Origin of the sequence: Streptomyces sp. 135 (genome assembly GCF_020026305.1) — a bacterium.
Taxonomy (GTDB): domain Bacteria; phylum Actinomycetota; class Actinomycetes; order Streptomycetales; family Streptomycetaceae; genus Streptomyces.
Genome location: NZ_CP075691.1, coordinates 8,046,341 through 8,070,040, shown reverse-complemented (window position 1 = coordinate 8,070,040; position 23,700 = coordinate 8,046,341). Strand labels below are relative to the sequence as shown.

The window sequence follows — 23,700 nt, the reverse complement described above, 5'->3', positions numbered from 1 at the left end:
TAAGCAACACCTGCTGGTCCGGGTCGCAGTCAACGCATGGTTGTCCGGCTAGGATGACCGCCGTGGATCTCATCGCCGTGCGCACCTTCGTCACCGCTGTGGACTCGGGGCAGTTCCAAGAAGCCGCCGTCAACTTGTCGATCACGCCGCAGGCCGTCTCCAAGCGCATCGCCGCGCTGGAGAAGGACCTCGGCGTGCGGCTGTTCAGCCGGACGGCCCGTGGCGCCCGGCTCACCATCGACGGGCAGGCTTTCCTGCCGTACGCCCGCGCGCTCCTCCAGGCCGAGGAGCGGGCCGCCGCTTCCGTACGGCCGGGGCGTCGGGCGCTGCGGGTCGACGTGATCGGCCGCCGGGTCTCGGTGGCGGGGCTGCTGCGCGACTTCCATCGCGCGTACCCCGAGACCGAGCTCGACGTCGTGACCCTGTTCGACTCCGCCACGGCCATCGCCGCCGTACGGTCCGGGACGATCGACGCGACCTTCCGCGCCGTGACCATGCCGGGGCGGCCGCTTCCCGAAGGGGTGGCGGCCGCCGCGGTCTTCGACGAGCCGTTGTACCTGTTCACCGGACCGGACCACGAGTTCGCCACGGCCCCCTCGATCTCGCCCGCGCAGCTCGCCGGGCGCCGGATCTGGATGCCCGGCAACCTGCCCGGCACCGAGTGGGCCGCCTACTACGACGACCTCGCCGCCTCGTTCGGTTTCACCGTCGACGCGGTCGGCCCCGACTTCGGCATCGAAGCCCTCCTCGACACGATCGCGGCCTCCTCGACGCTGGCGACCTTCGTCAGCGAGCAGACCCCGCTGGTCTGGCCCGCCGGCCACGACCTGCGGCGAATCCCTCTGCGCGACCCGACCCCGGTCTACCCGCACTCGCTGATCTGGCGCACCGACAACCCCCACCCGGCGCTCATCGCGCTGCGTGACCACCTCACCGCCGCCTACCCCGGCCACCCCGATGACGGGATCTGGACGCCGCAGTGGGCGGCCCAGCCGCCCGGGCCAACTCACGACTGAGGGGGCGTTGTTGAGGTGGGACGTGTCCGTGCCACGGCAAGGCGGGGCGGGCGGCGCGCAGGCCTGTCCCGGCCCGTGATGGCCGTGAACCGTGCTGCGCCGCGCGTCGGTCCGGCGCATTCTGGTGCCATGGCCTGGCAGACACCGATCGTCGTCCATCCGCCCGCCGCCGACGGCGGGCGGCGGGTCACCGTGCGCGGACAGGACGTGGGCGTCGCCCACGGCGACCGCGACCTGGAGGAGTTCCTGCGGCGCGCCGGGCTCGGCGAGGCCGACCTCGCGCTCGACGACCCGTGCCTCGTCGAGTGGCGCGGCGAGCCCCACGTATGGCCTTGAACTCTGGATTCTGCCCGTTCCCATACGCGCCGGACCCGACCGGTGCGCCACGCCGGGCCGTTCGCCCGATCGGCGTACCAGGTTGCCCCGTTCGCACGACACCGATCGCGGCCGTGCGGGAGCATACCTAGCGTTTCCGGCATCGAGGTGCATTTCAGGCGTCAGCGGAAGAAGGTCCGCGGCTGCTCCTCGGAGACCCGGAGGATCCACCCATGCACGCGATACGCGTCGCTTCCGCCGCTCTGCTCACCGCCACCGTCCTGACCCTGACGATCCCACCCGCGTCGGCGGCCGTCACGGGCGACGAGAACAACAACAACATCACCTCGTTCGGCTTCCGCGTGACCCCCTCGACGATCGCCGCGGGCGGACAGGTCACCCTCAGCGTCGACGGCTGCGAGGGCGACACCAAGGTCACCTCCGGGATCTTCGACGACGCCCACATCCCCAAGGGCCAGACCTCCACCACGGCCCATGTGTTCTGGGACGCGAAGCCGGGGGCGATGTACGAGGTGACGTTCGACTGCAAGGGCGAGATCGGCAAGACGGACCTCACCATCGCCACCGGCCGTCCCGACAACAACGGTCACCAGAACCCGGACCAGCGGAACCCGAACCAGCAGAACCCCGTCCACAAGGGTGTCAAGGCCGGTGTCGGCGGCAGCTTCGGCGGACTCGACCTGCACGAGATCGCCCTCGGCGGCGCCCTGATCCTGGGTGCCGTCGGCACCGCGTACTACAAGGCCCGCCGCCGCACCGGCGAGAGCAACTCCTGACCCGCTTCGCCTGACACCGCTTCGCCCCTGGGACGTCTTCCGAGTCCCGGGGGCGAAGCGGTGTCACGGGCGGGCCGCGGCGCGGAAGGGGGGCGCGCCGGGCCGCCCGCCGTCTCAGGCCCGGTTCTCGGACCGGCGGCGCATCCAGAACACCCCGCCGCCGACGACGGCCGCGGCCACCAGCGCGCCACCGATCGCGATGTCGGTACCGCTCGCCCCCGACTGCGAGGTGCCGCCGAAGCCACCGCGCACACCTCCGTGGATGACGGTGAAAGCGGCCGGGCGCATGAGCGTCTTGCCGCCGCAGTGGGCCGTGATGTCGTACGCGCCCGGAGTGACGTGCTTGTGGATGACGGCGGTGGCGCTCGACGTGGTGCCGCCGTGGATGGCGTGCAGGTGCGCGTCCGAGAAGGCGGGCGAGGTGATCTTGCCGCCGTGCTGGCACGACGATCCGTCGACCGTGACGGTCAGGTGCCCGCCCCGCGGGATCACGCTCGGCATCGCCACGATGTTGGTCGGGTCGGCCCACGCGGAAGCGGTCGGGGCGGCGAGCCCGACGACCGCGCCTGCCGCGGCGGCGACCGCGAGGGCACGAGTGGTACGCATACGAGAAGTACGCATGGCAATCCTCCGCGAAAGGCGCCCCGGGGGTACCGTCCCCGGTCGATCGGTGAGAGCGCCTCCCAGACAGACCCTCAGATGCGGCAGGCGGGCCCGCATTTCGGGAATCGGCCGTCCTGGTGAGACGACACGCCGGGACGTGTCCGCGTCGGCGGGCATCACCGCAGGTCACGGACCGTCAGAAATTTCCTGCCGGGGGCCGACCCGGATGGCGCACCCGACCGGGGCCGCCACCCGTTCGCTCCCGCCCTTTCGCACCCCGCTCGCCCCGCGCTTAGCGTTCTCGTACGCGCTACGGACGCGGCGCGCCCGCCGCGTTGAGAGGGGATAGAGAATGCCTTCGTCCCATCCGGCCGACGATTTCGACTTTCAGGATGCCCAGGAGGACGAAAAGCAGAAGAAGCGCGCCCCGTGGGGTGTGATGGCGCTTGTCCTGCTGACCGGCCTCGCGCTGATCCGCAACGGCTCGGGAGAATTCGACGTGGGCCCGCCGCAGCCCGCTTCCGCCGCGGCGGCCGATCACACGCCCGAGGCGGGCCCCGACGCCCCGGCACCGCTGATCTTCTCGCCCGCCGAGCGCATCCGCATCAAGGGCATCCAGGTGGACGCCCCGGTCATCCCGGTGGGCCTGGACGCCGAGGGCTGGGTGGACGCGCCGCCGCCCGAGGACCCGAACCTGGCGGGCTGGTTCACGGGGGCCGTCTCGCCGGGTGAGAAGGGCACGGCGGTGGTCGTCGGCCATGTGGACAACCAGCAGGGCCCCGCCGTCTTCTACGGCCTCGGTTCCCTGAAGAAGGGAAACCACGTCGAGGTCAGGCGCAAGGACAAGAAGACCGCGATTTTCGAGATCTACGGCATCGAGGTGTTCGCGAAGGACGACTTCCCGGGAAAGCGCGTCTACGGGAACAGCGGAACTCCCGAATTGCGGGTCATCACCTGCGGCGGCGGTTTCTCCGAGCAGTCCGGATACGACGGGAACGTCGTGGTCTTCGCCCGCCTGACCGCGGTGCGCTGACACCGCCCTGACAGGGCGCCGGCACGCGGACCGGGCGGGCGGACGGAGGGGTAGACGGATGGATGGACGGGGCGTCACATCGCGTAGCGGTTCGGCACCGTGAGGCGGTAGCCCGACGCGAGCAGGTCGGGGAGGTAGGTGCGCAGCGCGGCGACGGTGCCCGAGCGGTCGCCGCCCGCGTCGTGCGAGAGCACGACGACACCGGGAGCCGCGCCCGCGTGCACGCGGCGCACGATGGCCCTCGCGCCCGGCTCGGTCCAGTCGAGGGTGTCGACGGTCCAGGCGAGCGGTTCCATGCCGTACTCGGCGCCCAGCTGGAAGGCGTTGCGGTTCCACGCGCCGTAGGGGGCCCGGAACCACGCGGGGGCTTCGCCGGTCACGTGCTCGATGACGTCACAGGTGCTCTCCATCTGCCGGCGCATGGCGGCCCGGCTGAGCTTGGGCAGCAGCGGGTGGTTCCAGGTGTGGTTGCCGATCACGTGCCCGTCGTCGGCCATTTCGCGGAGCAGGTCCTGGTGGTCGGCGGCCATCTCCCCGCACACGAAGAACATGGCGCGGACGCCGTACTGGCGCAGGATCCGCAGGATGGCCGGGGTGTAGCGGGGGTCGGGTCCGTCGTCGAAGGTCAGCACCATCGAGCGGTCGTGCAGGTCCAGGCGCAGGATCGGGGCCTTGCGGACGCGCGGCAGGGCGCGCACGGCACGCGGGGGGCCGTGGCCGGCCATGGGCTGGAGGCGGTACGCGGAGGGCTTGAGGGGCGGGCGGCCGGTGGGCCCGCGGCGGCGGCGCCGCTGGGCGCGGTGGGGCCCAGGGCGGCCGTGGGGTCCGCGCCCGCGCAGGCGGTCGCGGTGAGGCCGAGTGCCGCGGCGGCGCGGAGCACCAGCCGGCGCCCTGGAGTCAGCTGATCGTCTTTCATGACTAATCCGTCGCACGGCCGAAGGCCCGCGCGGGACAACAACACCGGGGCGGCCCCCGAAAGCACCCGATCAGACGCGGCGGGCCGGTGGGTCGGTCAACTCCGAGCAGGCTGCGGCCGGTTCGCCGCCGAGGGCGGCGAGGTCCCGGCGGGGCGTCGCGTCCGGTCCTCGCGCCGTGCGGAGCGCCTGCCCACCAGCGGTCGGTGTGCCTCCGTTAACCTCTCGGCGTGAGCGAAGACCAGTCCCACCAATTCGAACGCGGCACCGACGGGCCCAAGGTGATCGTCGCCGGAGTCGACGGCTCCGACTCGTCGCTGCGGGCCGCGGCATACGCCGCCGGCCTCGCCCGGCGCCAGCGGGCCCTGCTCGCCGTCGTCTACATCCAGCCGGTCCTCGCGGCGGGCGCCGCGCTCGGCGTGCCGGTGGCCGACACCACGGAGGAGATCGCCGAGGGGCTCATCACGGAGATCAGGGCCGCGGCCGAGCGGGTGAAGGACATATTCGACGTCAGATGGGAGTTCCACACCTTCCGTGGCGATCCCTACAGCGGCCTCGTCACCGCCGCCGACGAGCTGAAGGCCGACGCCGTGGTCGTCGGCGCCTCCGAGCAGGCGGGCCACCGCATCGTCGGCTCGGTCGCCGTGCGGCTGGTGAAGGCGGGCCGTTGGCCGGTCACCGTGGTGCCCTGACCGGTCCCGCTCCGGATGAACGCCTCGGGCACAAGAGGTGTGGCGTCTTCCGTCCCCGCGCCCGCTGGGCCATCATGATCCGCCATCAGCCGATCGGCTTCTGCGAAGAGGTGGAGCTCATGGCGGGACTCCGTACGGGGCAGGGCGTGCTGCGCCGCAAGCCCATCGAGCACATCGAGGAGACGGAGGCGGGCGGGGGCCTGTCGCGTTCCCTCGGTCTCTGGCAGCTCACCGCCATCGGCGTCGGCGGCATCATCGGCGCCGGCATCTTCAGCCTCGCGGGAGCCGTGGCGAACGGCACGGCGGGGCCCGCGGTGCTGATCTCCTTCCTGATCGCGGGCGTCGCGAGCGCGGCCGCCGCGTTCTCGTACGCCGAGTTCGCGGGCATGATCCCGAAGGCCGGTTCCGCGTACACGTACGGCTATGTGGTGCTCGGCGAGCTGACCGGCTGGTTCATCGGCTGGGACCTGCTCCTGGAGTACACGGCGATCGTCGCGGTCGTCGCGATCGGCATCTCCGGGTACTTCGGCTTCCTCGTCGAGGAGATGGGCGCGGAGCTGCCGGCGTGGATGATGGGGGCGCCCGGCACCGGCGACGGCCACAAGGTCGACCTCTTCGCCGCCGTGCTGTGCCTGTTCATCGCGTACCTGCTCACCCTCGGCATCAAGAACGCCGCGCGCTTCGAGATGGTCGTGGTCGTGCTGAAGGTGCTCGTGGTGCTGGTGGTGATCGCGGTCGGCTTCTTCCACATCGACACCGGCAACTACGACCCGTTCTTCCCCTACGGGGTCAGCGGCGCGTTCACGGGGGCCGCGACCGTGTTCTTCGCCGTCTTCGGATACGACGCCATGAGCACGGCCGCCGAGGAGTCCAAGGACGCGCAGCGGCACATGCCGAAGGCGATCCTCTACTCCCTCACCATCTCGATGGTGCTGTACGTGCTCGCCTGCCTGGTCCTGACCGGCATGCAGAGCTACACGGAGGTCGATCCGGAGAGCGGGTTCTCCACGGCCTTCAAGTCGGTGGGGCTCGGCGGTCTCGCCGACATCATCGCGGTCGGCGCGATCATCGGCATCCTCACGGTGATGTTCACGTTCATGCTCGGCTGCACGCGCGTGTGGTTCTCGATGAGCCGGGACGGCCTCCTTCCCAAGTGGTTCGCGAAGACGCACGAGACCCGCCACGTGCCGACGCGCGTGACGTGGATCGTCGGCATCGCGTCAGCCGCCATCGCCGGGTTCCTGCCGATCGGCGAGGCGGCCGAACTCACCAACATCGGCATCCTGCTGGCCTTCGTCGTGGTGTGCGTCGCGGTGATCGTGCTGCGCTACAAGCGCCCCGACCTGCCGCGCACCTTCCGCTGCCCCGGCATGCCGTTCGTGCCCGCGATCGGCGTCGTCTTCTCGCTCTGGCTGATCACGTTCCTCCAGTGGCAGACCTGGGCGCGGTTCGCCGTGTGGTTCGGCCTCGGTCTCGTCGTGTACTTCGGCTACTCCTACCGCAAGTCGGAGCTGGCGAAGGCGGAGCGGGACGCCGTCGAGTAGGGCCCCGCTACTCGCCCATCACCAGGCCGTCCTTGCCCGCTCCCCTGCTCAGCACCACGCGGCGGATCCGGTCGCGTACGCCGCGGACGTCCGCCCCTCGGCCGAGCGCGGCGTTGAGGTCGACGACGCGGCCCGCCGCCGGGTCGAACCACATCGGGATGAACTCGGCCTTGCGCACCTTCCACCGTCCGCCCGGCGCGGCCGGTCGCGCGAAGGTGAAGCGGCCGATGGAGTTCTGGTTGCCGCGCGGGTCACGGGCACCCTCGTAGTTGGTCATGCTGCCGGCGATCTGGTCGCCCATGCCGTAGATGATCCAGGTGCCGTTCACCTTCTCGTACGCCTGGGGGACGTGCGCGTGCGTGCCGATGATGAGGTCGATGTCCGGGCGGCCGCCCGTGCGGGACTTCGTGAGCTGCTTGCCGAGGCTCAGCTGCTTCCGGTCGGGCGCGTCCTGCCACTCCGTGCCCCAGTGCAGGCTGACGACGACCACGTCCGCGCCCGCCTTCCGTGCCGCCCGGGCGTCCGCGACGATCTTGCCGCGGTCGATCAGGTCGACCGACCAGGGCTTGTCCTTCGGCATCGGATAGCCGTTGGTGCCGTACGTGTACGCGAGCTGCGCGACCTTGGCGCCGCCGGCCCGCAGCAACGCCGGCTTCTTGTCCTCGGCGGCGGAGCGGGCCGTTCCGGCGTGCTTGACGCCCGCCTCGTCGAGCGCGTCCAGGGTGCGGCGCACGCCCGCCGCGCCGTCGTCCAGGGAGTGGTTGGAGGCGGTCGAGCACGAGTCGTACCCGGTGGCCTTGAGGGCGCGGGCGATCTGCGGCGGGGACTTGAAGTCGGGGTAGCCGCTGTAGTCGCCCTTCTCGCCGTACACCGTCTCCATGTGGCAGATCGCGAGGTCGGCCCGGGAGACGACCCGCTTGGCGCCCTTGAGCATCGGCACGAAGTCGTGGCCGTTGCCGTCCGCGTCGGCGGCGGCCTGGCGGATGACCGAGGAGTGCGGCAGGACGTCCCCGGAGGCGACCAAGGTGAAGCCGCGCCGCTCGACCGCGCTGCCGCTCGCCGGGGAGTGGGCCGGGCCGGGGTCCGATGGGCCGGTGCGGTGCGAGTCGCCCCGCGGGGCGGCGGACTCGGCGGTCCGCCGTTCCGGCTGCGGCGCGCAGGACGAGGTGCCCGCGATGAGGAGAGCCGCGGCCGTGCCCGTCGCGGCAATGGCCACGGGGCGCCGCCCGGCCCGGGGCGCCGGCCCTGGCCTCGACCTCGGTCGAGGTGTGGGCCGTGGGGTGCCTGTGACCCCTGTGAGCTGTGCATTCCTTGCGTGCTGCGTCATCGATCAAGCTCCGCGAAAGGGTGGATGTCAGGTGATATGAATAGATGTACGGAGTTGACGATGAAACAGGCAGCAATACCGCCGCAGTCCCCGAAAGGGAGTCAAACCGTTAGGCCCTGTGACGCGAACAACACAAGGCTGCTCACCTGCGGGGAAACCGTCCGCCGGGTCAAGGCTCCGTAAAACGCCTTGCTCAGCACCCCCGTTGAGTAATCGGCTGTCCTCATCCGTGTTCCGGAATTGGGGGGCCAGAGGCCGGTGACGCGCACGGACCGGAGGAAGGCGGAGCGGGATGCTGCACGAGAGCAGAGGCAACACCGAGGGCCCCCAGGGCGGCGGCGAACTGACCGTGCCCATGGCGTGGTTGTACGCCGAGTACATCGCCGACGAGCTGTTGCGCACGGGCGATCTGATGCCGCCCACATCGTTCGAGTACCGCGCGGGGCGTGACGCGCTCGCGCTGACGATCTTCCTGTCGGACAGCCGGGGTGAGCTCTCCGGGATCCGGGTGATCACCCAGCTGGAGACGTGGCTCTCCCTGACGGAGTACGACCAGGCCTGGCAGGACTGGGTGCGTGGGCGCATGGAACTGCTTCTGGAGGAGGCCGCGGGGCAGGCCGGGCCCGGCCCCGACGTGGAGCTGGCCGAGCTGGCCTGGCGGTGGCTGGAGGAGACCGAGCTGCTCGCGCCGGATCTGGACGCCGTGCCGGGCGGCGGGGCCCTGCCGGGCGGCGAGGAGGACGGGCCTAAGGTGTGGACGCCCGCCTGGCGGCTCGGGCTGCCGCTCGGGCACCTCGCGATCCACCTGTTCTGAGGAGCACCCCCTTGAGTGATGTGAGTGATTCGGCGGCCCCTTGCGTACCGGAGGGCAAGCAGCACCTCTCACGTGAGGAACGCCATGAGGTCCCTGGAGCGGCACCGTGACGCCGGTGCCTACGCGCTCGGCGTGCTCGACGAGGCGGACGCGTTCCGGTTCGAGGACCACCTCGTGGGGTGCCCCGCGTGCGTCCTCACGCTCGATGAACTGGAGCTTCCCGCACGCCAGTTGGCGTGGTACGACCGGGCGACGCCCGCCGCGGTGACGCCGTGCGCGGTACCCGGCGCGGCGCTCCTGGAGGGGGCCCTGCGCGAGGTCGGCCGGCGGCACGCGGTGCGGCGCGGGGCGTGGCGGTGCGCCCTCGTCCTCGCCGTCGTACTCGTCCTCGGCGCGCCCGCCGTGGCGCTGATGGCGGCCGCCGGTTCCGGTCCGGAACGGATCAGCGCGCGGGACGCCCGCAGCGGGGTCGCCGGCACGCTGACGGCTCGCGACCGCGCCTGGGGTACGGAGCTCGCGCTCACGGTCAGGGACCCGGCCCCCGGAGCGCGGGTCCGCGCATTGGTCGCCGTCGGCAGGGACGGCGCGGAGCACACCGTCACGACCTGGCGTACCCGCGCGGCGCGGACCGTGGAGGTCCCGGCCGCCGCGGCGCTGCGGCCGGAGCGGACGGACCGGTACGAGGTGCGGACGGCGGACGGGGAGCGGCTGCTGACGCCATGGCCGTAGAGGCGAACGCGCCGCCATGGAGGGCGCTCACTTCAGCAGCCGCGAAAGCCTCCGGTCCGCCAGCGGTTTCCCGCCCGTCTGGCAGGTGGGGCAGTACTGGAGGGAGGAGTCGGCGAAGGACACCTCACGGATCGTGTCGCCGCACACGGGACACGGCTCACCAGTGCGGCCGTGCACGCGCAGCCCGCTCTTCTTCTCCGCCTTGAGACGGCCCGCCGCCACACCGCGCGAGCGCTCCACCGCCTCCGTCAGCGTGGTCCGCAGTGCCTGGTGCAGCCCGCGCACCTCCTGTTCGGTGAGACGTGACGTCAGCTTGAACGGGGACATGCGGGCCGCGTGCAGGATCTCGTCGCTGTACGCGTTGCCGATGCCGGCGATCAGGCTCTGGTCGCGCAACGCTCCCTTGATCTGCCGCCGTTCGCCCGCCAGGAGCCGCGCGAACCGCTCCTCGTCGAAGTCGGGGGCGAGCGGGTCGGGCCCGAGGCGGGCGATGCCCGGGATCTCCTGCGGTGCCTCGGTCACGTACACCGCGAGGCGCTTTTGGGTGCCGGCCTCCGTGAGGTCGAAGCCCTCCCCGGTGTCCAGGGCGACGCGCAGCGCGAGCGGGCCCTTGCCCGGGCGTGGGGTGCCGTCGGGGAGCCGGTCCTTCCACTGGAGCCAGCCGGCGCGGGCGAGGTGCGTGACGAGGTGCAAGCCGTCGGCGTCGATGTCCAGGAACTTGCCGTGCCGCGCCACGGACGTGACCGCGCGGCCTTCGAGGGCGGAGAGCGGCGGGTCGTACGTCTTCAGGACGCTGATCGCGACGGGCAGCACGCGTACGATCTCGCGGCCGACCAGCTGGTCCGTCAGAAAGCCTTTGAGGGCCTCTACTTCGGGCAGTTCCGGCATGGCTCTCCCTCACACCCGCTCTCCCTCACGCCCGCTCGTTCCTGGCGGGCACGACGAACTCGCACCACACGCATTTGCCGCCGCCGCGCGCGTCGACGCCCCACACGTCCGCGAGCAGGTCCACCAGGAGCAGGCCGCGGCCGGAGACCCCGTCCTCGCCCGCCTCGCGGCGGCGCGGCAGGGCGCTGGAGGAGTCCTCCACGTCGACGCGCAGCCGCCGGTCCGCGCCGCTCAGGACGCGCAGGGTGACGACCGCGGCGCCGTCGGTGTGCATCAGCGCGTTGGTGATCAGCTCGTCGGCGACCAGCTCGATCTCGTCGGCCCGCTCGCCCGCGCCCCAGGCGCGCACCGCGGCCCTGATCATGTGCCGGGCCTCGGTGAGCGCCTCCGGGTCGCTCGGCGCCACGTGCTGCTGGAGGCGGCCCCCCGAGCGGGGCGCGTCGATCATGCGGCGGCGCAGCAGGAGCAGCGCGGCGTCGTCGTCCCCGCCCCTGCCGTCGACGATCCCGCAGAGCCGGTCGGCGAGCTCGGACAGGTCGCGGGGGCCGGTGGCGGCCAGCTCGGCGAGGGCCTGCATGCCGTCGTCCAGGTCGGCGCCCGGCACTTCGACGAGGCCGTCGGTGCAGAGCAACAGGGTCTGCCCCGGGTCGAGTTCGAGGGTGGTGACGGGATAGTCGAGCCGTCCGAACTCGGCGGACAGGCCGAGCGGCAGGCCGCCGTCGACCGGGACCCGGCGGCAGGAGCCGTCGGCGAGCTGGAGGAGCGGGTCGATGTGGCCGGCCCGGACGAACTGGACCACGCCGGTCATCAGGTCGGCCTCCGCGTACAGGCAGGTCGCGAAGCGCTCGGTGTCCAGCTCGTGCAGGAAACCGGAGGCGCGGGCCATGACCGTGGCGGGCATGTGCCCTTCGGCGGCGTAGGCGCGGAGCACGATGCGGAGCTGGCCCATGACGGCCGCCGCGTGGGTGTCGTGGCCCTGGACGTCGCCGATGACGGCACCGACCCGGCCGCCGGGCAGCGGGATCACGTCGTACCAGTCGCCGCCGATGTCCCGGCCGAGCGCCGCCGAGCGGTAGCGCACGGCGATCTCCGCGCCCGGCACCCCGGGGATGGTGCGCGGCAGCATCGCCTGCTGGAGGCCCTGGGCGAGGTCCTTCTCCTGTTCGTAGAACATGGCGCGCTGGAGGCTCTGCGCGATGCTGCTGCCGAGCGCGACCAGGACGTTGCGCTCCTCCACGGTGAAGCCGCTCTTGTGCTGGTAGAGCAGGCCGAGCGCCCCGATGGGCCGGGCCTGCGCGATCAGGGGCAGATAGGCGGCCGAGGTGATGCCGAGACCGGCGATGTGCGGCCACAGCAGCGGATAGGACCGCGCGAATTCCTCGGCGCTCTCGATGTAGCGCGGCGCGAGGGTGCGCACGACCTCGCTCATGGGGTACGGCTCGTCGACGCGGGTCACCCGGGTGCCCGGCACGAAGCTGCCCGCGGGGCCCTCGGCGACCAGCCGGATCCGCCCGGCCTCGACGAGGCCCATGACGAGGTTCGACGCCCCGAGGTGCGCGAGGCCGTGGGTGTCCTTGAGTACGTCGATGACGTCGCGCACCGTACGGGCGTGGGCGAGCGCCGCCGTGGTGCCCTGGACGACGCTGGTCGTGCGGCGCCGCTCGGCGTCCTCGTCGACCGGTTCCCGCGCGGCGGGCGGGGTGTCGCCCAGCTCGCGGGTGGCGTCCCTGACGATGCCCACGATGCGGCGGGGGCGGCCGGTGGCGTCGCGCCGGATGCAGCCGTGGGTGTGGGTCCAGCGCATCGAGCCGGTGCGGCAGCGCACCCGGAAGTAGGCGCCGTAGGTCTGGCTGCCGTCCTTCAGGGCGTGCGCGACGATCTGGTCCAGGCGGTGCGCCTCGACGGGCGGGACGCGTGCGGCGAGGGTCTCGGGCCGGCCGTCGTACTCCTCGGGGCGTACGTCGAAGACCTCGTGCGCGGTAGCGTCCATGCACATGAGGCCCGTGTCGAGGTCCCAGTCGAAGCAGCCCATGCGCAGCGCGGCGCCGTACAGCTCCATGAAGCAGCCGGTCGGCTCCGCGGCCGGCTGTGCACAGCGGCAGTGCCCCGTCGGGTCGTGCCAACCGGTACCCGCGTCCATGGGGCCACGCTAGGCGGAGCCCCGGGTGCGCGCACGTGGGGGAAGCGGCGCGCGGGGCGCCGGGCGGGCCCGCGTGCCCGGCCGTCCAACCGGAGAGTGTGCCCGGTTGGACGACCGGGGTGCGCTCTGCCGCCTCGTGACCTCGGCTGCGGTCGGCTGACCGGTCGCCTGCTGGTCGGTCGGCGGGGTTACGCCGACTCGGCGACCTTGTCCTGCATGCGCACCGCCACCTCCGTCCACATCTCCGCGCTCTCGCCCGCCAGGTAGGCGACGACGCCCCGGCAGTGCGGCGGCACCTTGTCGATGATCTGGTCCCACTCCTCCATGCTGATCGTGTGGATGTTGAGCAGCCGCAGCAGCGTGCGGCCGATCTCGCTGAAGCGCAGCGCCGGGTCCGCCTTGAGGCGCTTGACGGCCGCGGCCCGGTCCTGGGCCGCGTCCCGGGCGGGCACGGCCGAGGGGCGGCGGGCGACGCGCGGGGCGATGACGCGGTGCTCGCCTCCCGGCTGCCTGCCGCGCCGGGCCACCGGGTCCTCGCCCCGCATCATGCGGTTGCGCACGTCGCGGACCGTCTCCGGGGAGATGGACGCGACGCGGGCCACCTGGCGCAGGGACAGGCCCGGGTTCTGGGCGATCAGCTCACTGGCGAGCCTGCGCCCCTCGGCGCCGTTGATGGGCCGCACCCGCCCGTCGTGGCCGATCCTGCTGCCGTCGGCCGCGGCGCCGCCCGGCTCCCGCCTGCGGAGGTCCGCGACGGTGCCCGGGGCGATGCCGCTGACCGAGGCGATCATCCGGTCCGACCACTGCGGGTGCGAGGCGATGATGCGGGTGGCCGCGCGCTTGCGGTCCGCCGTGGACAGGGGCAGGCCGTGTGTGATGTTCGATTCGACGGCGAGGACGAAGGCGTCGTCCTCGGCTCCGTCGAAGTACTTCACCGCGATCTTGCGATGCCCGCGGAGCTCGGCCGCGCGCAGCCGGTGCAGGCCGTCGATGACCCGCATCGTGGGCCGGTGCACGGTGATGGGCGGCAGCGGCGTCTGAACGACCGCCAGTGCCTCCACGTGGTCCGGGTCCACTCCGGACGTACGCGGTGAATCCGTCGTCGACAGCGAGCCGATCTCGACCTCGACGACCATCAGTTGGTCGAACGGTTCGTGCCCAGGTGTTGCCAACTCAACTCCCCCTCAAGCTCTTCATGTCCCCCGTGGGTGTGCGTCCCGGCACACTGAACGACTCACGCCCCACCGCCGCGCCCCTCCCGCGACCGCCGGTCGGACCCGGCTGGGCCACGTCTCCCGGATGAGTACGACGATTCCTCGTGGGTCGCGCCCCGTACGCGTCCGCCCTTCGCCGAGGGCCCCTGAAACGAATGCGCTGCGCGCTGCGCAGCGGTGGTTCTCCCGGATCGCGGCGACGTGTTCAATCACCTGATGAGAAAGCCGAGTCGAACATTTCGCCGAATGTGCGATCGGGGGGCAATTTCCGCCCGACCGGACACGTTTACCCTAACAACGCGCTTTCTGCGCTGGTACCCCTCACTGATAGCTCGCTCACAGGTTCCACCACCCCTAGTCACCCCTACCGGCCCGCACTTCGGCCGCGGACCGCGCGAGGGTCCCCCACGAGGTGGATCGATGCGATATCCGGGACCCCGGGAGCCCCTAAACCTTGAGGGGCGGATGCGGAATTCGGGGCTATTCACCGGGGTTCCACCGTAGGAGGACGGCGGATTTTCCTCAATGGAGTGCCGCGCCCTTGTCCAACTGCGCAACTCCGCTCGGGAAGGCGACCTCCACCGCGAGGCCACCGCCGGTGCGGGCCCGTGCGCTGATCGCGGCCTCGTGGGCGGTGGCGATGGCGTGGACGATCGCGAGGCCGAGCCCGTGGCCCTCGCCCGCGGTGCGGCCGAGCCGCTGGAAGGGCTCGAAGAGCAGATCCACCCGCTCGGGCGGCACCGGGGGGCCGGTGTTGGCCACGGCGACGACGGCCCGGCCGCCCCGGGTGCGGGTCGCTATCTCCACCTGTCCGCCGGGCGCGTTGTGGCGTACGGCGTTGTCCACGAGGTGGGTCACCAGGCTCTGGACGAGGGTGGGATCGCCCACGGTGGCCGCGGGCCCGATCGCTGAGTCGGCCCGCAGATTCCGCCGTTCGATCTCCGGGCGTGCGGCGTGCAGGACCCATTCGGCGACGAGGGCGAGGTCCAGGGGCTCCCTGTGGTCCAGGCCCCGCTGGCTGCCGGCGAGGGTGAGGAGCGATTCCAGGAGCCGTGCCTGCTGTTCGCTGATCGCGAGGAGCCGCTCGAAGTTCGCCCGGAACGACTCGGTGGTGGCCTCGCCGTCGATGAGCGACTCCTCCAGCAGCGCGTGCTCCAGGGTGAGCGGGGTGCGCAGTTCGTGTGCCGCGTTGGCGACGAAGCGCCGATGGGCGTCGAGCGCCGCTTCGAGGCGGCCGAGGAGCCCGTCGACGGTGTCGGCGAGGACCTTCAGCTCGTCCGCGGGGCCCTCCACGGCCAGCCGTTCATGGATGTTGCGGGCGGAGATGCGCTGGATGGCGCCGGCCATCGCGCGCAGCGGCCGCAGGACCCGGCCGGCGATCAACCGGCCGAGCACTGCGGAGACGATCAGCATGAGGGCGAGGGCGGTCCCCGACTGGACGAGCAACTGCCGTAGGTCGGCGCGGCGTTGGCGGGAGGCCTGCTCGCGCAGCTGCGCCGTGACGTCACCGGGCACGGACGGCGCGTGGGCACCGGGCAGTCCCTCGTCGACCCGGATGCCGCCGCCCGGCGCGGGGAGCGGCGCGCTCCCGGCGTCCCCGACGAGGACGCCGCTGATCGGGGACCGGGCGACGAGCAGGTAGGTGATCGCGAGCAGGACCGCCCCCGAGACCACGAACAGCGCGCCGTACAGCAGCGTGAGGCGTACGCCCACGCGTCGCGGTGTCAGGCGGCGCCGGGCCGCGGGTGCCAGGGCGGCGAGCGAGGGCAGGCGCATGGACCCCTCAAATCCGGTAGCCGCCCCGAGGAATGGTCTCGATGACGGGCGGGTGGCCGAGCTTGGGCCGCAGGCGGTTGATCGTCGCCTTGACGGTGGTGGTGAACGGGTCGGTCGCCTCGTCCCACACCCGGTCCAGGAGTTCCTCGGCCGACACGACCCGGCCCTGGGCCGCGAGCAGGTACTCAAGGACCGCGAACTCCTTGGGGGTGAGCGGCAGTCGCTCCCCGGCGCGCGACGCGACCCGCTGCGCCGGGTCGAGTCTGAGGTCGCCGCGGACCAGGACCGGGGGCAGCGCGGGCTGGGAGCGCCGGGCCAGGGCGCGGATGCGGGCGACCAGTTCGGCGTAGGCGAACGGCTTGGGGAGGTAGTCGTCGGCGCCGAGGCTGAAGCCCTCCACGCGGTGGGCGATCGTGCCGGAGGCGGTCAGCATCAACACACGGGCCTGCATGGGCTGTTCGGCGAGCTTGCGGCAGACCTCGTCGCCGTGCACGCCGGGCAGGTCGCGGTCGAGCACGACCACGTCGTAGTCGGTCACGGAGGTGCGTTCGAGGGCGTCGGAGCCGTCGTGGACGACGTCGACCGCCATCCCTTCCCGGCGCAGCACCCGCGCCACCGACTGGGCGAGTTCGGCGTGGTCCTCGACCACCAAGACCCTCATCGTCCACCCCTCGCCGAGCGCGGCACGGGCGGCGGGAAGGGGATCCGAGAACTGATCATGAAGACCACGTTGCCCGAAACCCCGTCACGCACCGGTCACAACGCCGGTCGCCGCCCCCGTGCCGGGCTCTGCCGCTCGTCCCCGGACTGTGGGAAAAGCGTACCTGTGCGCGGGTCACAGATCTTCGGACCGCGGTGTGACCGTGCGCCGCGTAGAAAAGACGACCGTGCTCCTCCACCGTCTATCCCACGTGCATCCGGTCGCAGGCGTCGTGCGTCGCGGGCCCCTCGTGGCCGCCCCGGTCCGTGAAGGGGCTGAGCTTCGCCGCGAGGTCGGCGCGCCGCTGGACGGCGAGCTTGCGGTACGCGCGGGTCAGGTGCTGCTCGACGGTGCTGATCGTGATGCAGAGTTTGTCGGCGATCTGGCGGTTGGTGTGGCCGCGGACGGCGAGCGTGGCCACCCTCAGTTCGGCGTTGCTGAGTTCCTCGGGATGTCGTCGCTGCCCGGACGACCACGGCTGTTGCGCGGGGAGCGGGCCGCCGGTGTCGACGGCCGGCGCCCGGGGGACGGGCATGCCGCACTCCGCGGCCAGTTCCTGCGCCTTGCGGGCCAGCGCGCGTGCCTGTCCGCTCTTGCCCAGTTCGCGCTGGGTGCGCGCCGATTCCTCCGTCGCCCGGACCAGTTCGAGCCGGTGCCCGCGCTCCCGCAGGATCTCGATGGCCTCGGCGAGCAGAGGCGGCCGGTGCGCCGCGTTCAGGGTGGCGGCGAGCACGCGCAGGGTGGCGGCGCGCACCCAGCGGTAGCCCCGGCCCACCAGGGCGAGCTGCTCCTCGGACAGGGCCCGGGCGCGGTCTTGCTCGCCCAGCGACAGATGGGCCTCGGCGGCGTCCGTGCGCCAGGGCACCAGCGCGGGCAGGTCGAACTCCCAGCGCGTCATCAGGTCCCCGCAGGTGAGGAAGTCGTCGAGCGCGGCGTAGGGGCGTCCGGCGGCGAGGTAGTAGTGGCCGCGGGCGCGCAGGTGCAGCAGCCCGTCGGGGGTCTGGAACGCCGGGTCGGGGACGGCGACGCCCAGGTGGGCGGCGGCCTCGTCGAGCCGGCCGAGGACGGTCTTGACGTAGACCGAGGTGGCGAGGGGCGACGCGACGGCGACGCCCCAGCCGTCGGCCGGGACCAGGGTGAGCGCCGAGCGCGCCGACTCCTCTGCGGCGGTGAGCGCGCCCGTGCGCAGTTCGATGCGGGCCTTGGCGGAGGCGAGGAGCGCCTGCCACATGGGGGCGCGCCGCTCGGCGGCTTCCCTGCGGAGGGTCTCGCACCAGAAGGCGGCGGTGTCCAGACGGTCGGCGAGGACCAGGGCGTTGAGCGCCATCAGGAGCGCGGTCAGGGTGCTGTCGTCGAGGCGGGTGCTCTGGAGGATCTGCTCGGCCAGGCCGATGACTTCCCCGCCCTGTCCGTGCGCCCCCGCGAGGAGCGCCTTCATCAGGGTGGCCGCGCGCTGGTGGGGGCTGCGCGCCCGGGACGGGGCGTGTTCCGGGGCGGCGTGCTCGGATGTCCCCGGTTCCGGGTCGTCGCCGAGGCAGGCGCGGGCGGAGGCGGGCAGGCCCGGATAGGCGTACGCCATCCAGCGGCGCGGGCAGTCGTGCCGGTGGGGCGCGCCGGGACCTGGCTGTCCGAAGGGTTCGCCGCGGCGCTCGGCGGCGCGCAGCACGTCCAGGGCGCGTTCCACATGGCCGAACCAGAGGAGGTGGCCGACGAGTTCGTCGGCGTGCCGGGTGCCGAGCCGCCCGTCCAGCGCGGCCGCGGTCAGCTCGGGCAGGTGCTGGGCGACGCCGGCGGGGTTGACGCGCCAGGCGGCCCGGGTGAGCGCCGCCCGGATCTCCAGTGTCTGGCGCGTGTCGGTGCGGGAGTCGCGGGCGACCCGCAGGCGGCTGAGGGCCAGCTCGACGTCGTCGTCGGCGAGGGCCCGGTCGGCCGCCTCGATGAGGGTGCGCACCGCCCAGGGGGCGTCGGGTGCGTCGACCTTCCCGGCCGCCATCAGATGCCGGACGACGACGGTCGCGGTGGCGCCGTGCTCGTGCAGGACTCGGGCGAAGCGGGTCTCCAGGCGGCCGCGGTCGGCGGGGTCCATGCTTCTGAGCACCGCGGCGCGTCCCGCCTCGTGGCGGAACCAGCCGGCGTCGAGCAGGCCCGCGTCGTTCAGCGCGCGCAGGCTGCGGTGGAGCGACTCCCGGGTGCCGCCGAGGACTTCGACCAGTTCGGCGAGGGACACGTCGGGGCCGGCGACGGCGAGCGCCCAGGCGGTGCGCCGCGTGGCGATGTCGCTGCGGTAGAGGCCGGTCGCCACGGCCTGGACGAAGGCCTCGCCGGGCACCAGGTCGGTGTCGGCGCCCCGTGCGGTGGCCGAGGTGTGGTGGTCCTCGATCAGCGCGCGGGTCAGCAGCGGGCTGCCGCCCCCCATCTGGTGGAGCTGCGAGACGAGCTTGCGCGTGCGCCACCCGGGTTCACCGAACACTGAGATCATTTCGGCCACTCCTTGCCGCTGGAGGGGCCCGAGCCTGATATTGCGGCAGCCCGGCAGGCGCAGCAAATCGACGCGCAATCGCGTATTGCGGGCCAGGAAACCGCTGTTCTCGCCGAGGACTACCAGAATGCGGCTCACGTCGAGTCGGCGCGCCAGGTAGAGCAGGCATTCCAGGGACGCGCTGTCGGCATGGTGCGCGTCGTCGATTCCGATCACCACCGTGCTTTCTCTGGCCTTTTCAAGCACAATCCCGCAGAGTTCGGGAATCTCGTTCATCGCCGCGGTGGACAGTGCGCCCGCGCACTCCGGTTGTGCCGCTTCCGTGGCGAGACCCTGGAGGCGGCGCGCGCGCCGGGCGTCCGCGCCCAGGAGCCCGGCGCCGAGCAGCAGCTGCCCCATGACGCCAAGGGTCAGATCGCTCTCCGCCTCCGACGCCGTGGCCTGCAGGTACAGGGCTCCCGCGGCGGTGGCGCGCGCACCGAAGGCACGCAGGAGCGCGGTTTTGCCACTGGCCACCGGGCCGCTTACCAGAAGGACTCCGCCATGCCCGCCCGCGCACGAGCCGAGCATGCTCTCCATGATCGAGAATGCGTCACCACGTTCCACCAAGTTCATGAGTCGACGTCTCCCCCGTGCCTGACGGCTGATCCTTGACCGGCCGGACGGCCGGCTGGATCAATTCCCCTGACTTGACCTGCCACCCGTGCGTCGACTCTGCCATATATGGAAATCAACCACCAGCACTATTTGACTCGATGCCATCCTATTACCGTCGTGAATGCGCCATGCCTCAAACGATCGGAGAGCCACGTTCCGCATCTCGCAAAAACACTCGAATATGTGACTGTTGACAGAGTTCGACGGGTCTTTTCAGAACGCGGATGCGATTCCGCGCAATGGACTGCGGTGACGCCTGGGGCGGCAGCGACGTGAGGGCCGGGGAACGATTGGCCCGATCGGCGTGGCTCCCGCGGACGCCCGCTGACTGGTTCACGGGGCCCCGCCCCGCCGTCCGTTCCGGCACGCGGCCGCGCGAGCCGCAAGGATCACCCGGCGGCACAATGGAGGCGTGGATTGGTTCACCGCGGACGCGTACGGCGTGAGCCGGCTGGTCTTCCAGCGGGGCTTGGCCGCGCTCTATCTGGTGGCCTTTCTGGGCGCCGCCCTCCAGTTCCGTGCGCTCATCGGCGAGCGCGGGATGCTGCCCGTGCCGAGGTACGTGGAGCGGGTGCCGTTCCGAAGGGCGCCGAGCCTCTTCCAGCTCCACTACTCGGACCGGTTCTTCGCCCTCTGCGCGTGGACGGGCTGCGCGGTCGCCGTGGCGCTGCTCGCGGGCGCCGACGGCCTGCTCCCGCTGTGGGGCGCGATGGTGCTGTGGCTCATCCCGTGGGCGCTCTACCTCTCCATCGTGAACGTGGGGCAGACCTGGTACGGCTTCGGCTGGGAGTCCCTGCTCCTCGAAGTGGGCTTCCTCGCGGTCTTCCTCGGCAACGACGAGGTCGCGCCGCCGGTCCTCGTGCTCTTCCTGCTCCGCTGGGTGCTCTTCCGCGTGGAGTTCGGCGCCGGACTGATCAAGATGCGCGGCGACGCCTGCTGGCGCGAGCTCACCTGCCTGTACTTCCACCACGAGACGCAGCCGATGCCCGGCCCGCTGAGCTGGTTCTTCCACCACCTCCCGAAGCCCGTGCACCGGGTGGAGGTCGCGGCCAACCACGTCACCCAGCTCTTCGTGCCCTTCCTGCTGTTCACCCCGCAGCCGGTGGCCACGGGCGCGGCCTGCCTGATGATCGTGACCCAGCTGTGGCTGGTCCTGTCCGGCAACTTCGCGTGGCTCAACTGGATCACCATCGTGGTCGCGGTGTCCGCCGTGGACTTCTCCCCCTGGCTCGCGCCGACGCGGTACGCGCCGACCCCGCTCTGGTACGAGCTGCTGGTCATCGCCGTCACCGCGGGGCTCCTGGCCCTCAGCTACCGTCCCGTGCGGAACCTGCTGTCCCGGCGGCAGGTCATGAACTGCTCCTTCGACCCGCTGCACCTCGTCAACGCGTACGGCGCGTTCGGCAGCGTCAGCCGTGTCCGCCAGGAGATCGTCATCGAGGGCACGGCGGATCCGCGGCCGCGCGAGGACTCCGAGTGGCTCGCCTACGAATTCAAGGGCAAGCCGGGCGACGTGCGCCGCTGGCCGCGCCAGTTCGCTCCCTATCACCTGCGGCTCGACTGGCTGATGTGGTTCGCCGCGCTCTCCCCCGCGTACGCCCGCACGTGGTTCGGCCCGCTGGTGGAGCGGCTCCTGGACGACGACCGCGACACGCTGCGGCTGCTGCGCCACTCGCCCTTCCCGCCCGGCTCCCCGCCCACGCACATCCGCGCCCGGCTGTACCGCTACCGGTACACGACCTGGCGCGAGCTGCGCGAGACGGGCGCCTGCTGGGAACGGAGCCACGTCCGTGAGTTCCTGGCACCGACGAAGCTCGCCCCGCCCGCTCAGAAGCCGTAGACGCGGCGCGCCGTCCCGCCGAACACCTCCCCGCGCTCGTGCGTGCCCAGCTCCCACGTCAACAGCCGTGCCGCGTCGAGGACTTCGGCGTAGGACGCGGCGAGCGTGCTGACGGGCCAGTCGGAGCCGAACATCAGCCGGTCGGGGCCGAAGGCGTCCAGGACGGTGTCGGCGTAGGGCCGCAGGTCGTCCACCGTCCAGGTCCGGTGGTCGGCCTCGGTGACCATGCCGGACAGCTTGCACACGGTGTTGGGGCGGGCGGCGAGCGCGCGGACCGCCGAGGCCCAGGGTTCGAGGGCCCCCGAGGCGATGGGCGGCTTCCCCAGGTGGTCCAGGACGAAGGTCAGTTGAGGGAGGCTCGCAGCGGCCTCGGCGCAGGCGGCGAGCTGCTGGGGCCGCACGACGAGGTCGTAGACTAGCCCCGCGTCGGCGACGGCGGCGAGGCCCCTGCGGACGTCGCGGCGCAGCAGCCAGGCGGGGTCCGGCTCGCTCTGCACCTGGTGGCGGATGCCCACCAGATGGCGGCCGCCCGGGAGCTCACGGAGTCCGGCCAGCGCGTCGGCCACGTCGGGGCGGGTGAGGTCCGTCCACCCGACGACGCCCGCGACGAGGTCGCTGTCCGCCGCGAGGGCGAGGAACTCCGGGGTCTCCTGCGCCGCCGTCACCGTCTGGACGAGGACAGTGGCGCCGACCCCGGCCGCGCGGGCCCCGGGCGCGAGGTCGGCCAGGGAGAAGTTCCTGCGCAGCGGTGCGAGCGCGGCGGCGCTGAGCCACTCCTGGTCCCGGACGGAGAGGTCCCACACGTGGTGGTGGGCGTCGACCAGCGGGCCGACCGCGCGAGGGCCCGTCACGGGAGTTCCCAGACGACGGGCAGCCCGGCCCGCGCGCCCCCGGCGGAGTAGTCGTGCGCGACGTCGAGCAGTTCGGCCATCCGGGCCTGCCAGGCGATGTTCACCGGCAGCTTCTCCAGTGCGGCGAGCATGCGGGCGTAGTCCTCGCACTCCAGGAGGTGGAAGAGGTCGGTGCCACTGCGCCAGATCGTCCACGAGGTGGCGCCCGCCGCGCGGATCGCGGCGGTGAGTTCGGCGGGGACCTCGCGGTGGGCGGCGTCGTACTCCTCGACACGGTCGGCACGGACCTTGGTGTGCAGGGCGACCCTCACGGGCGGTTTCCTCCTCGCGGGTTTCCTGGGTCTCGCGGGGTTCGTAGGCCTCGCGGATTTCGTGGGCCTCGTAGAGCTCCTGGGTCTGACGGCACTGGTACCTCGTCCGGCAGCAGCCCCGCCTCCCGTGCCTCGCGCCAGAAGGCGGCCGGCACCTCGGCCGCGAACTGCTCGGCCGCGTCCGTGACCTGCTCCGGGGCGTGGATGCCGACCAGGACACTGGCGACGGCCGGATGCCCGAAGGGGAAGGCCAGCGCGGCGGCCCGCAGCGTCGTACCGTGGCGTTCGGCGAGGGCGCGCAGGGTGCGGGCGCGTTCCAGGAGGCGCGGCGGCGCCTCGGTGTAGTCGAACCGCGCGCCCGGCTTCGGGTCGGCGAGCAGCCCGGAGTTGAAGACGCCGCCGATGACGACCGAGGCGCCCCGTTCGGTGGCCGCGGGCAGCAGGTCGGCGAGGGCCCCGTGGTCGAGGAGGGTGTAGCGGCCGGCGCACAGCACCGCGTCGACGTCCGTGTCGCGGACGAAGCGGGTGAGCATCTCCGACTGGTTCATACCGGCGCCGATCGCCCCGACGACGCCTTCGGAGCGCAGCTTCTCCAGAGCCGGGTAGCCCTCGCGGAAGGCCTGTTCCCCGTGGTCGTCGGGGTCGTGCAGGAAGACGACGTCGACGCGGTCCGTGCCCAGACGGTTCAGGCTGGACTCGATCGAGCGGCGTACGCCGTCCGCGCTGAAGTCCCAGATCCTGCGGTGCGTCGCGGGCACCGCGAAGCCGCCGTCGGCGAGGTCGTCGCCGCGCACCTCGTCGACCGGTTCGAGGAGCCGCCCGACCTTCGTGGAGATCACGTACGAGGAACGGTCGCGGCCGCGCAGGGCCTCGCCGAGCCTGTGTTCGGACAGGCCGAGGCCGTAGTGCGGGGCGGTGTCGAAGTAGCGGATGCCCGCGTCCCAGGCGCGGTCGACGGCGGTGGCCGCCTGGGCGTCGGTGATCGGCGAGTAGAGGTTGCCGATGCCGGCGGCGCCGAAGGACAGCTCGGTCACCTGGACGCCGCCTGCTCCCAGGGGGC

Annotated in this window: 20 protein-coding genes and 1 pseudogene; 9 read left to right on the top strand and 12 right to left on the bottom strand. The window is 72.3% G+C overall.

Translation table 11 applies throughout. The annotated features are described in order from the left end of the window. Nucleotides 1-62: 62 nt before the first annotated feature. From KKZ08_RS35725 to KKZ08_RS35715, 3 genes are all read left to right on the top strand, one after another. Nucleotides 63-1,016 (top strand): LysR family transcriptional regulator, encoded by a 954-nt coding sequence (locus KKZ08_RS35725; protein ID WP_223778380.1) that lies wholly within the window; start codon nt 63-65, stop codon nt 1,014-1,016. A 129-nt stretch (nt 1,017-1,145) separates the two neighbouring features. Then, nucleotides 1,146-1,352 carry a hypothetical protein gene (locus KKZ08_RS35720; protein ID WP_223778379.1) on the top strand — a complete coding sequence of 69 codons (207 nt, stop codon included), beginning with the start codon at nt 1,146-1,148 and terminating at the stop codon, nt 1,350-1,352. A 212-nt stretch (nt 1,353-1,564) separates the two neighbouring features. Continuing rightward, nucleotides 1,565-2,128: a hypothetical protein gene (locus tag KKZ08_RS35715; RefSeq protein ID WP_223778378.1), complete on the top strand. Its 564-nt coding sequence runs from the start codon at nt 1,565-1,567 to the stop codon at nt 2,126-2,128. Between the two features lie 114 nt (nt 2,129-2,242). Here the strand turns inward: KKZ08_RS35715 and KKZ08_RS35710 are convergent, their stop codons facing one another. Beyond that, complete coding sequence (locus tag KKZ08_RS35710) at nt 2,243-2,734, bottom strand: hypothetical protein (protein ID WP_223778377.1); 492 nt, start codon at nt 2,732-2,734, stop codon at nt 2,243-2,245. A 349-nt stretch (nt 2,735-3,083) separates the two neighbouring features. Between KKZ08_RS35710 and KKZ08_RS35705 the strand changes: the two genes are divergently transcribed. Next, the gene (locus KKZ08_RS35705) at nt 3,084-3,764 is read left to right on the top strand and encodes a class F sortase (protein ID WP_223778376.1); all 681 of its coding nucleotides are present in this window, start codon (nt 3,084-3,086) and stop codon (nt 3,762-3,764) included. Between the two features lie 74 nt (nt 3,765-3,838). Here KKZ08_RS35705 and KKZ08_RS35700 read toward each other — a convergent pair. Further along, nucleotides 3,839-4,680: pseudogene (locus KKZ08_RS35700) on the bottom strand (polysaccharide deacetylase family protein). Between the two features lie 228 nt (nt 4,681-4,908). Here KKZ08_RS35700 and KKZ08_RS35695 point away from each other — a divergent pair. Beyond that, nucleotides 4,909-5,370 (top strand): universal stress protein, encoded by a 462-nt coding sequence (locus KKZ08_RS35695; protein ID WP_223778374.1) that lies wholly within the window; start codon nt 4,909-4,911, stop codon nt 5,368-5,370. Nucleotides 5,371-5,489: 119 nt separating this feature from the next. After that, nucleotides 5,490-6,914, top strand: coding sequence for an amino acid permease (locus KKZ08_RS35690; RefSeq protein ID WP_223779328.1), 1,425 nt, complete (start codon nt 5,490-5,492; stop codon nt 6,912-6,914). A 7-nt stretch (nt 6,915-6,921) separates the two neighbouring features. Here KKZ08_RS35690 and KKZ08_RS35685 read toward each other — a convergent pair whose 3' ends face one another. After that, nucleotides 6,922-8,130, bottom strand: a complete 1,209-nt coding sequence (locus KKZ08_RS35685; RefSeq protein WP_223778373.1) for a CapA family protein — start codon at nt 8,128-8,130, stop codon at nt 6,922-6,924. A 403-nt stretch (nt 8,131-8,533) separates the two neighbouring features. Between KKZ08_RS35685 and KKZ08_RS35680 the strand changes: the two genes are divergently transcribed. Beyond that, entirely contained in the window at nt 8,534-9,055 is a 522-nt protein-coding gene (locus KKZ08_RS35680) for a hypothetical protein (protein WP_223778372.1), read from the top strand. Between the two features lie 84 nt (nt 9,056-9,139). Then, a complete protein-coding gene (locus KKZ08_RS35675; protein ID WP_223778371.1) occupies nt 9,140-9,784 on the top strand; it encodes a zf-HC2 domain-containing protein in 645 nt (214 codons plus the stop codon). A gap of 27 nt (nt 9,785-9,811) precedes the next feature. Here KKZ08_RS35675 and KKZ08_RS35670 read toward each other — a convergent pair whose 3' ends face one another. From KKZ08_RS35670 to KKZ08_RS35645, 6 genes are all read right to left on the bottom strand, one after another. Next, the gene (locus KKZ08_RS35670) at nt 9,812-10,672 is read right to left on the bottom strand and encodes a DNA-formamidopyrimidine glycosylase family protein (RefSeq protein ID WP_223778370.1); all 861 of its coding nucleotides are present in this window, start codon (nt 10,670-10,672) and stop codon (nt 9,812-9,814) included. A gap of 25 nt (nt 10,673-10,697) precedes the next feature. Then, on the bottom strand, nt 10,698-12,731 hold the full coding sequence (locus tag KKZ08_RS35665) for a SpoIIE family protein phosphatase (RefSeq protein ID WP_223779327.1): 2,034 nt from the start codon (nt 12,729-12,731) through the stop codon (nt 10,698-10,700). A 269-nt stretch (nt 12,732-13,000) separates the two neighbouring features. Then, nucleotides 13,001-13,984, bottom strand: a complete 984-nt coding sequence (locus KKZ08_RS35660; RefSeq protein WP_223778369.1) for a ParB/RepB/Spo0J family partition protein — start codon at nt 13,982-13,984, stop codon at nt 13,001-13,003. 564 nt (nt 13,985-14,548) lie between these two features. Then, entirely contained in the window at nt 14,549-15,802 is a 1,254-nt protein-coding gene (locus tag KKZ08_RS35655; protein WP_223778368.1) for a HAMP domain-containing sensor histidine kinase, read from the bottom strand. 7 nt (nt 15,803-15,809) lie between these two features. Continuing rightward, nucleotides 15,810-16,463, bottom strand: coding sequence for a response regulator transcription factor (locus tag KKZ08_RS35650; RefSeq protein ID WP_223778367.1), 654 nt, complete (start codon nt 16,461-16,463; stop codon nt 15,810-15,812). 241 nt (nt 16,464-16,704) lie between these two features. Continuing rightward, on the bottom strand, nt 16,705-19,596 hold the full coding sequence (locus tag KKZ08_RS35645; protein WP_223778366.1) for a LuxR family transcriptional regulator: 2,892 nt from the start codon (nt 19,594-19,596) through the stop codon (nt 16,705-16,707). Between the two features lie 454 nt (nt 19,597-20,050). Here KKZ08_RS35645 and KKZ08_RS35640 point away from each other — a divergent pair, with 454 nt between their 5' ends. Next, the gene (locus tag KKZ08_RS35640) at nt 20,051-21,478 is read left to right on the top strand and encodes a lipase maturation factor family protein (protein ID WP_223778365.1); all 1,428 of its coding nucleotides are present in this window, start codon (nt 20,051-20,053) and stop codon (nt 21,476-21,478) included. On the opposite strand, the gene KKZ08_RS35635 is transcribed toward KKZ08_RS35640, so the two are convergent. Genes KKZ08_RS35635 through KKZ08_RS35625 form a run of 3 tightly spaced genes read right to left on the bottom strand, consistent with a single transcriptional unit; the run spans nt 21,466 to nt 23,674 of the window. After that, nucleotides 21,466-22,329, bottom strand: coding sequence for an amidohydrolase family protein (locus KKZ08_RS35635; protein WP_223778364.1), 864 nt, complete (start codon nt 22,327-22,329; stop codon nt 21,466-21,468). The genes KKZ08_RS35640 and KKZ08_RS35635 overlap by 13 nt on opposite strands. Beyond that, nucleotides 22,326-22,640: an L-rhamnose mutarotase gene (locus KKZ08_RS35630; protein WP_223778363.1), complete on the bottom strand. Its 315-nt coding sequence runs from the start codon at nt 22,638-22,640 to the stop codon at nt 22,326-22,328. Before KKZ08_RS35630 ends, KKZ08_RS35635 begins: the two co-directional genes overlap by 4 nt. Continuing rightward, a complete protein-coding gene (locus tag KKZ08_RS35625; protein ID WP_223778362.1) occupies nt 22,637-23,674 on the bottom strand; it encodes an aldo/keto reductase in 1,038 nt (345 codons plus the stop codon). The genes KKZ08_RS35630 and KKZ08_RS35625 overlap by 4 nt, the downstream gene beginning before the upstream one ends. Nucleotides 23,675-23,700 lie beyond the last annotated feature (26 nt).

Coding starts and splice junctions, on each gene's coding strand:
- KKZ08_RS35645 (WP_223778366.1), bottom strand. CDS start 19,596: ATGAACTTGGTGGAACGTGGTGACGCATTCTCGATCATGGAGAGCATG.
- KKZ08_RS35705 (WP_223778376.1), top strand. CDS start 3,084: ATGCCTTCGTCCCATCCGGCCGACGATTTCGACTTTCAGGATGCCCAG.
- KKZ08_RS35720 (WP_223778379.1), top strand. CDS start 1,146: ATGGCCTGGCAGACACCGATCGTCGTCCATCCGCCCGCCGCCGACGGC.
- KKZ08_RS35690 (WP_223779328.1), top strand. CDS start 5,490: ATGGCGGGACTCCGTACGGGGCAGGGCGTGCTGCGCCGCAAGCCCATC.
- KKZ08_RS35670 (WP_223778370.1), bottom strand. CDS start 10,672: ATGCCGGAACTGCCCGAAGTAGAGGCCCTCAAAGGCTTTCTGACGGAC.
- KKZ08_RS35655 (WP_223778368.1), bottom strand. CDS start 15,802: ATGCGCCTGCCCTCGCTCGCCGCCCTGGCACCCGCGGCCCGGCGCCGC.
- KKZ08_RS35650 (WP_223778367.1), bottom strand. CDS start 16,463: ATGAGGGTCTTGGTGGTCGAGGACCACGCCGAACTCGCCCAGTCGGTG.
- KKZ08_RS35675 (WP_223778371.1), top strand. CDS start 9,140: ATGAGGTCCCTGGAGCGGCACCGTGACGCCGGTGCCTACGCGCTCGGC.
- KKZ08_RS35710 (WP_223778377.1), bottom strand. CDS start 2,734: ATGCGTACCACTCGTGCCCTCGCGGTCGCCGCCGCGGCAGGCGCGGTC.
- KKZ08_RS35715 (WP_223778378.1), top strand. CDS start 1,565: ATGCACGCGATACGCGTCGCTTCCGCCGCTCTGCTCACCGCCACCGTC.
- KKZ08_RS35680 (WP_223778372.1), top strand. CDS start 8,534: ATGCTGCACGAGAGCAGAGGCAACACCGAGGGCCCCCAGGGCGGCGGC.
- KKZ08_RS35665 (WP_223779327.1), bottom strand. CDS start 12,731: ATGGAGCTGTACGGCGCCGCGCTGCGCATGGGCTGCTTCGACTGGGAC.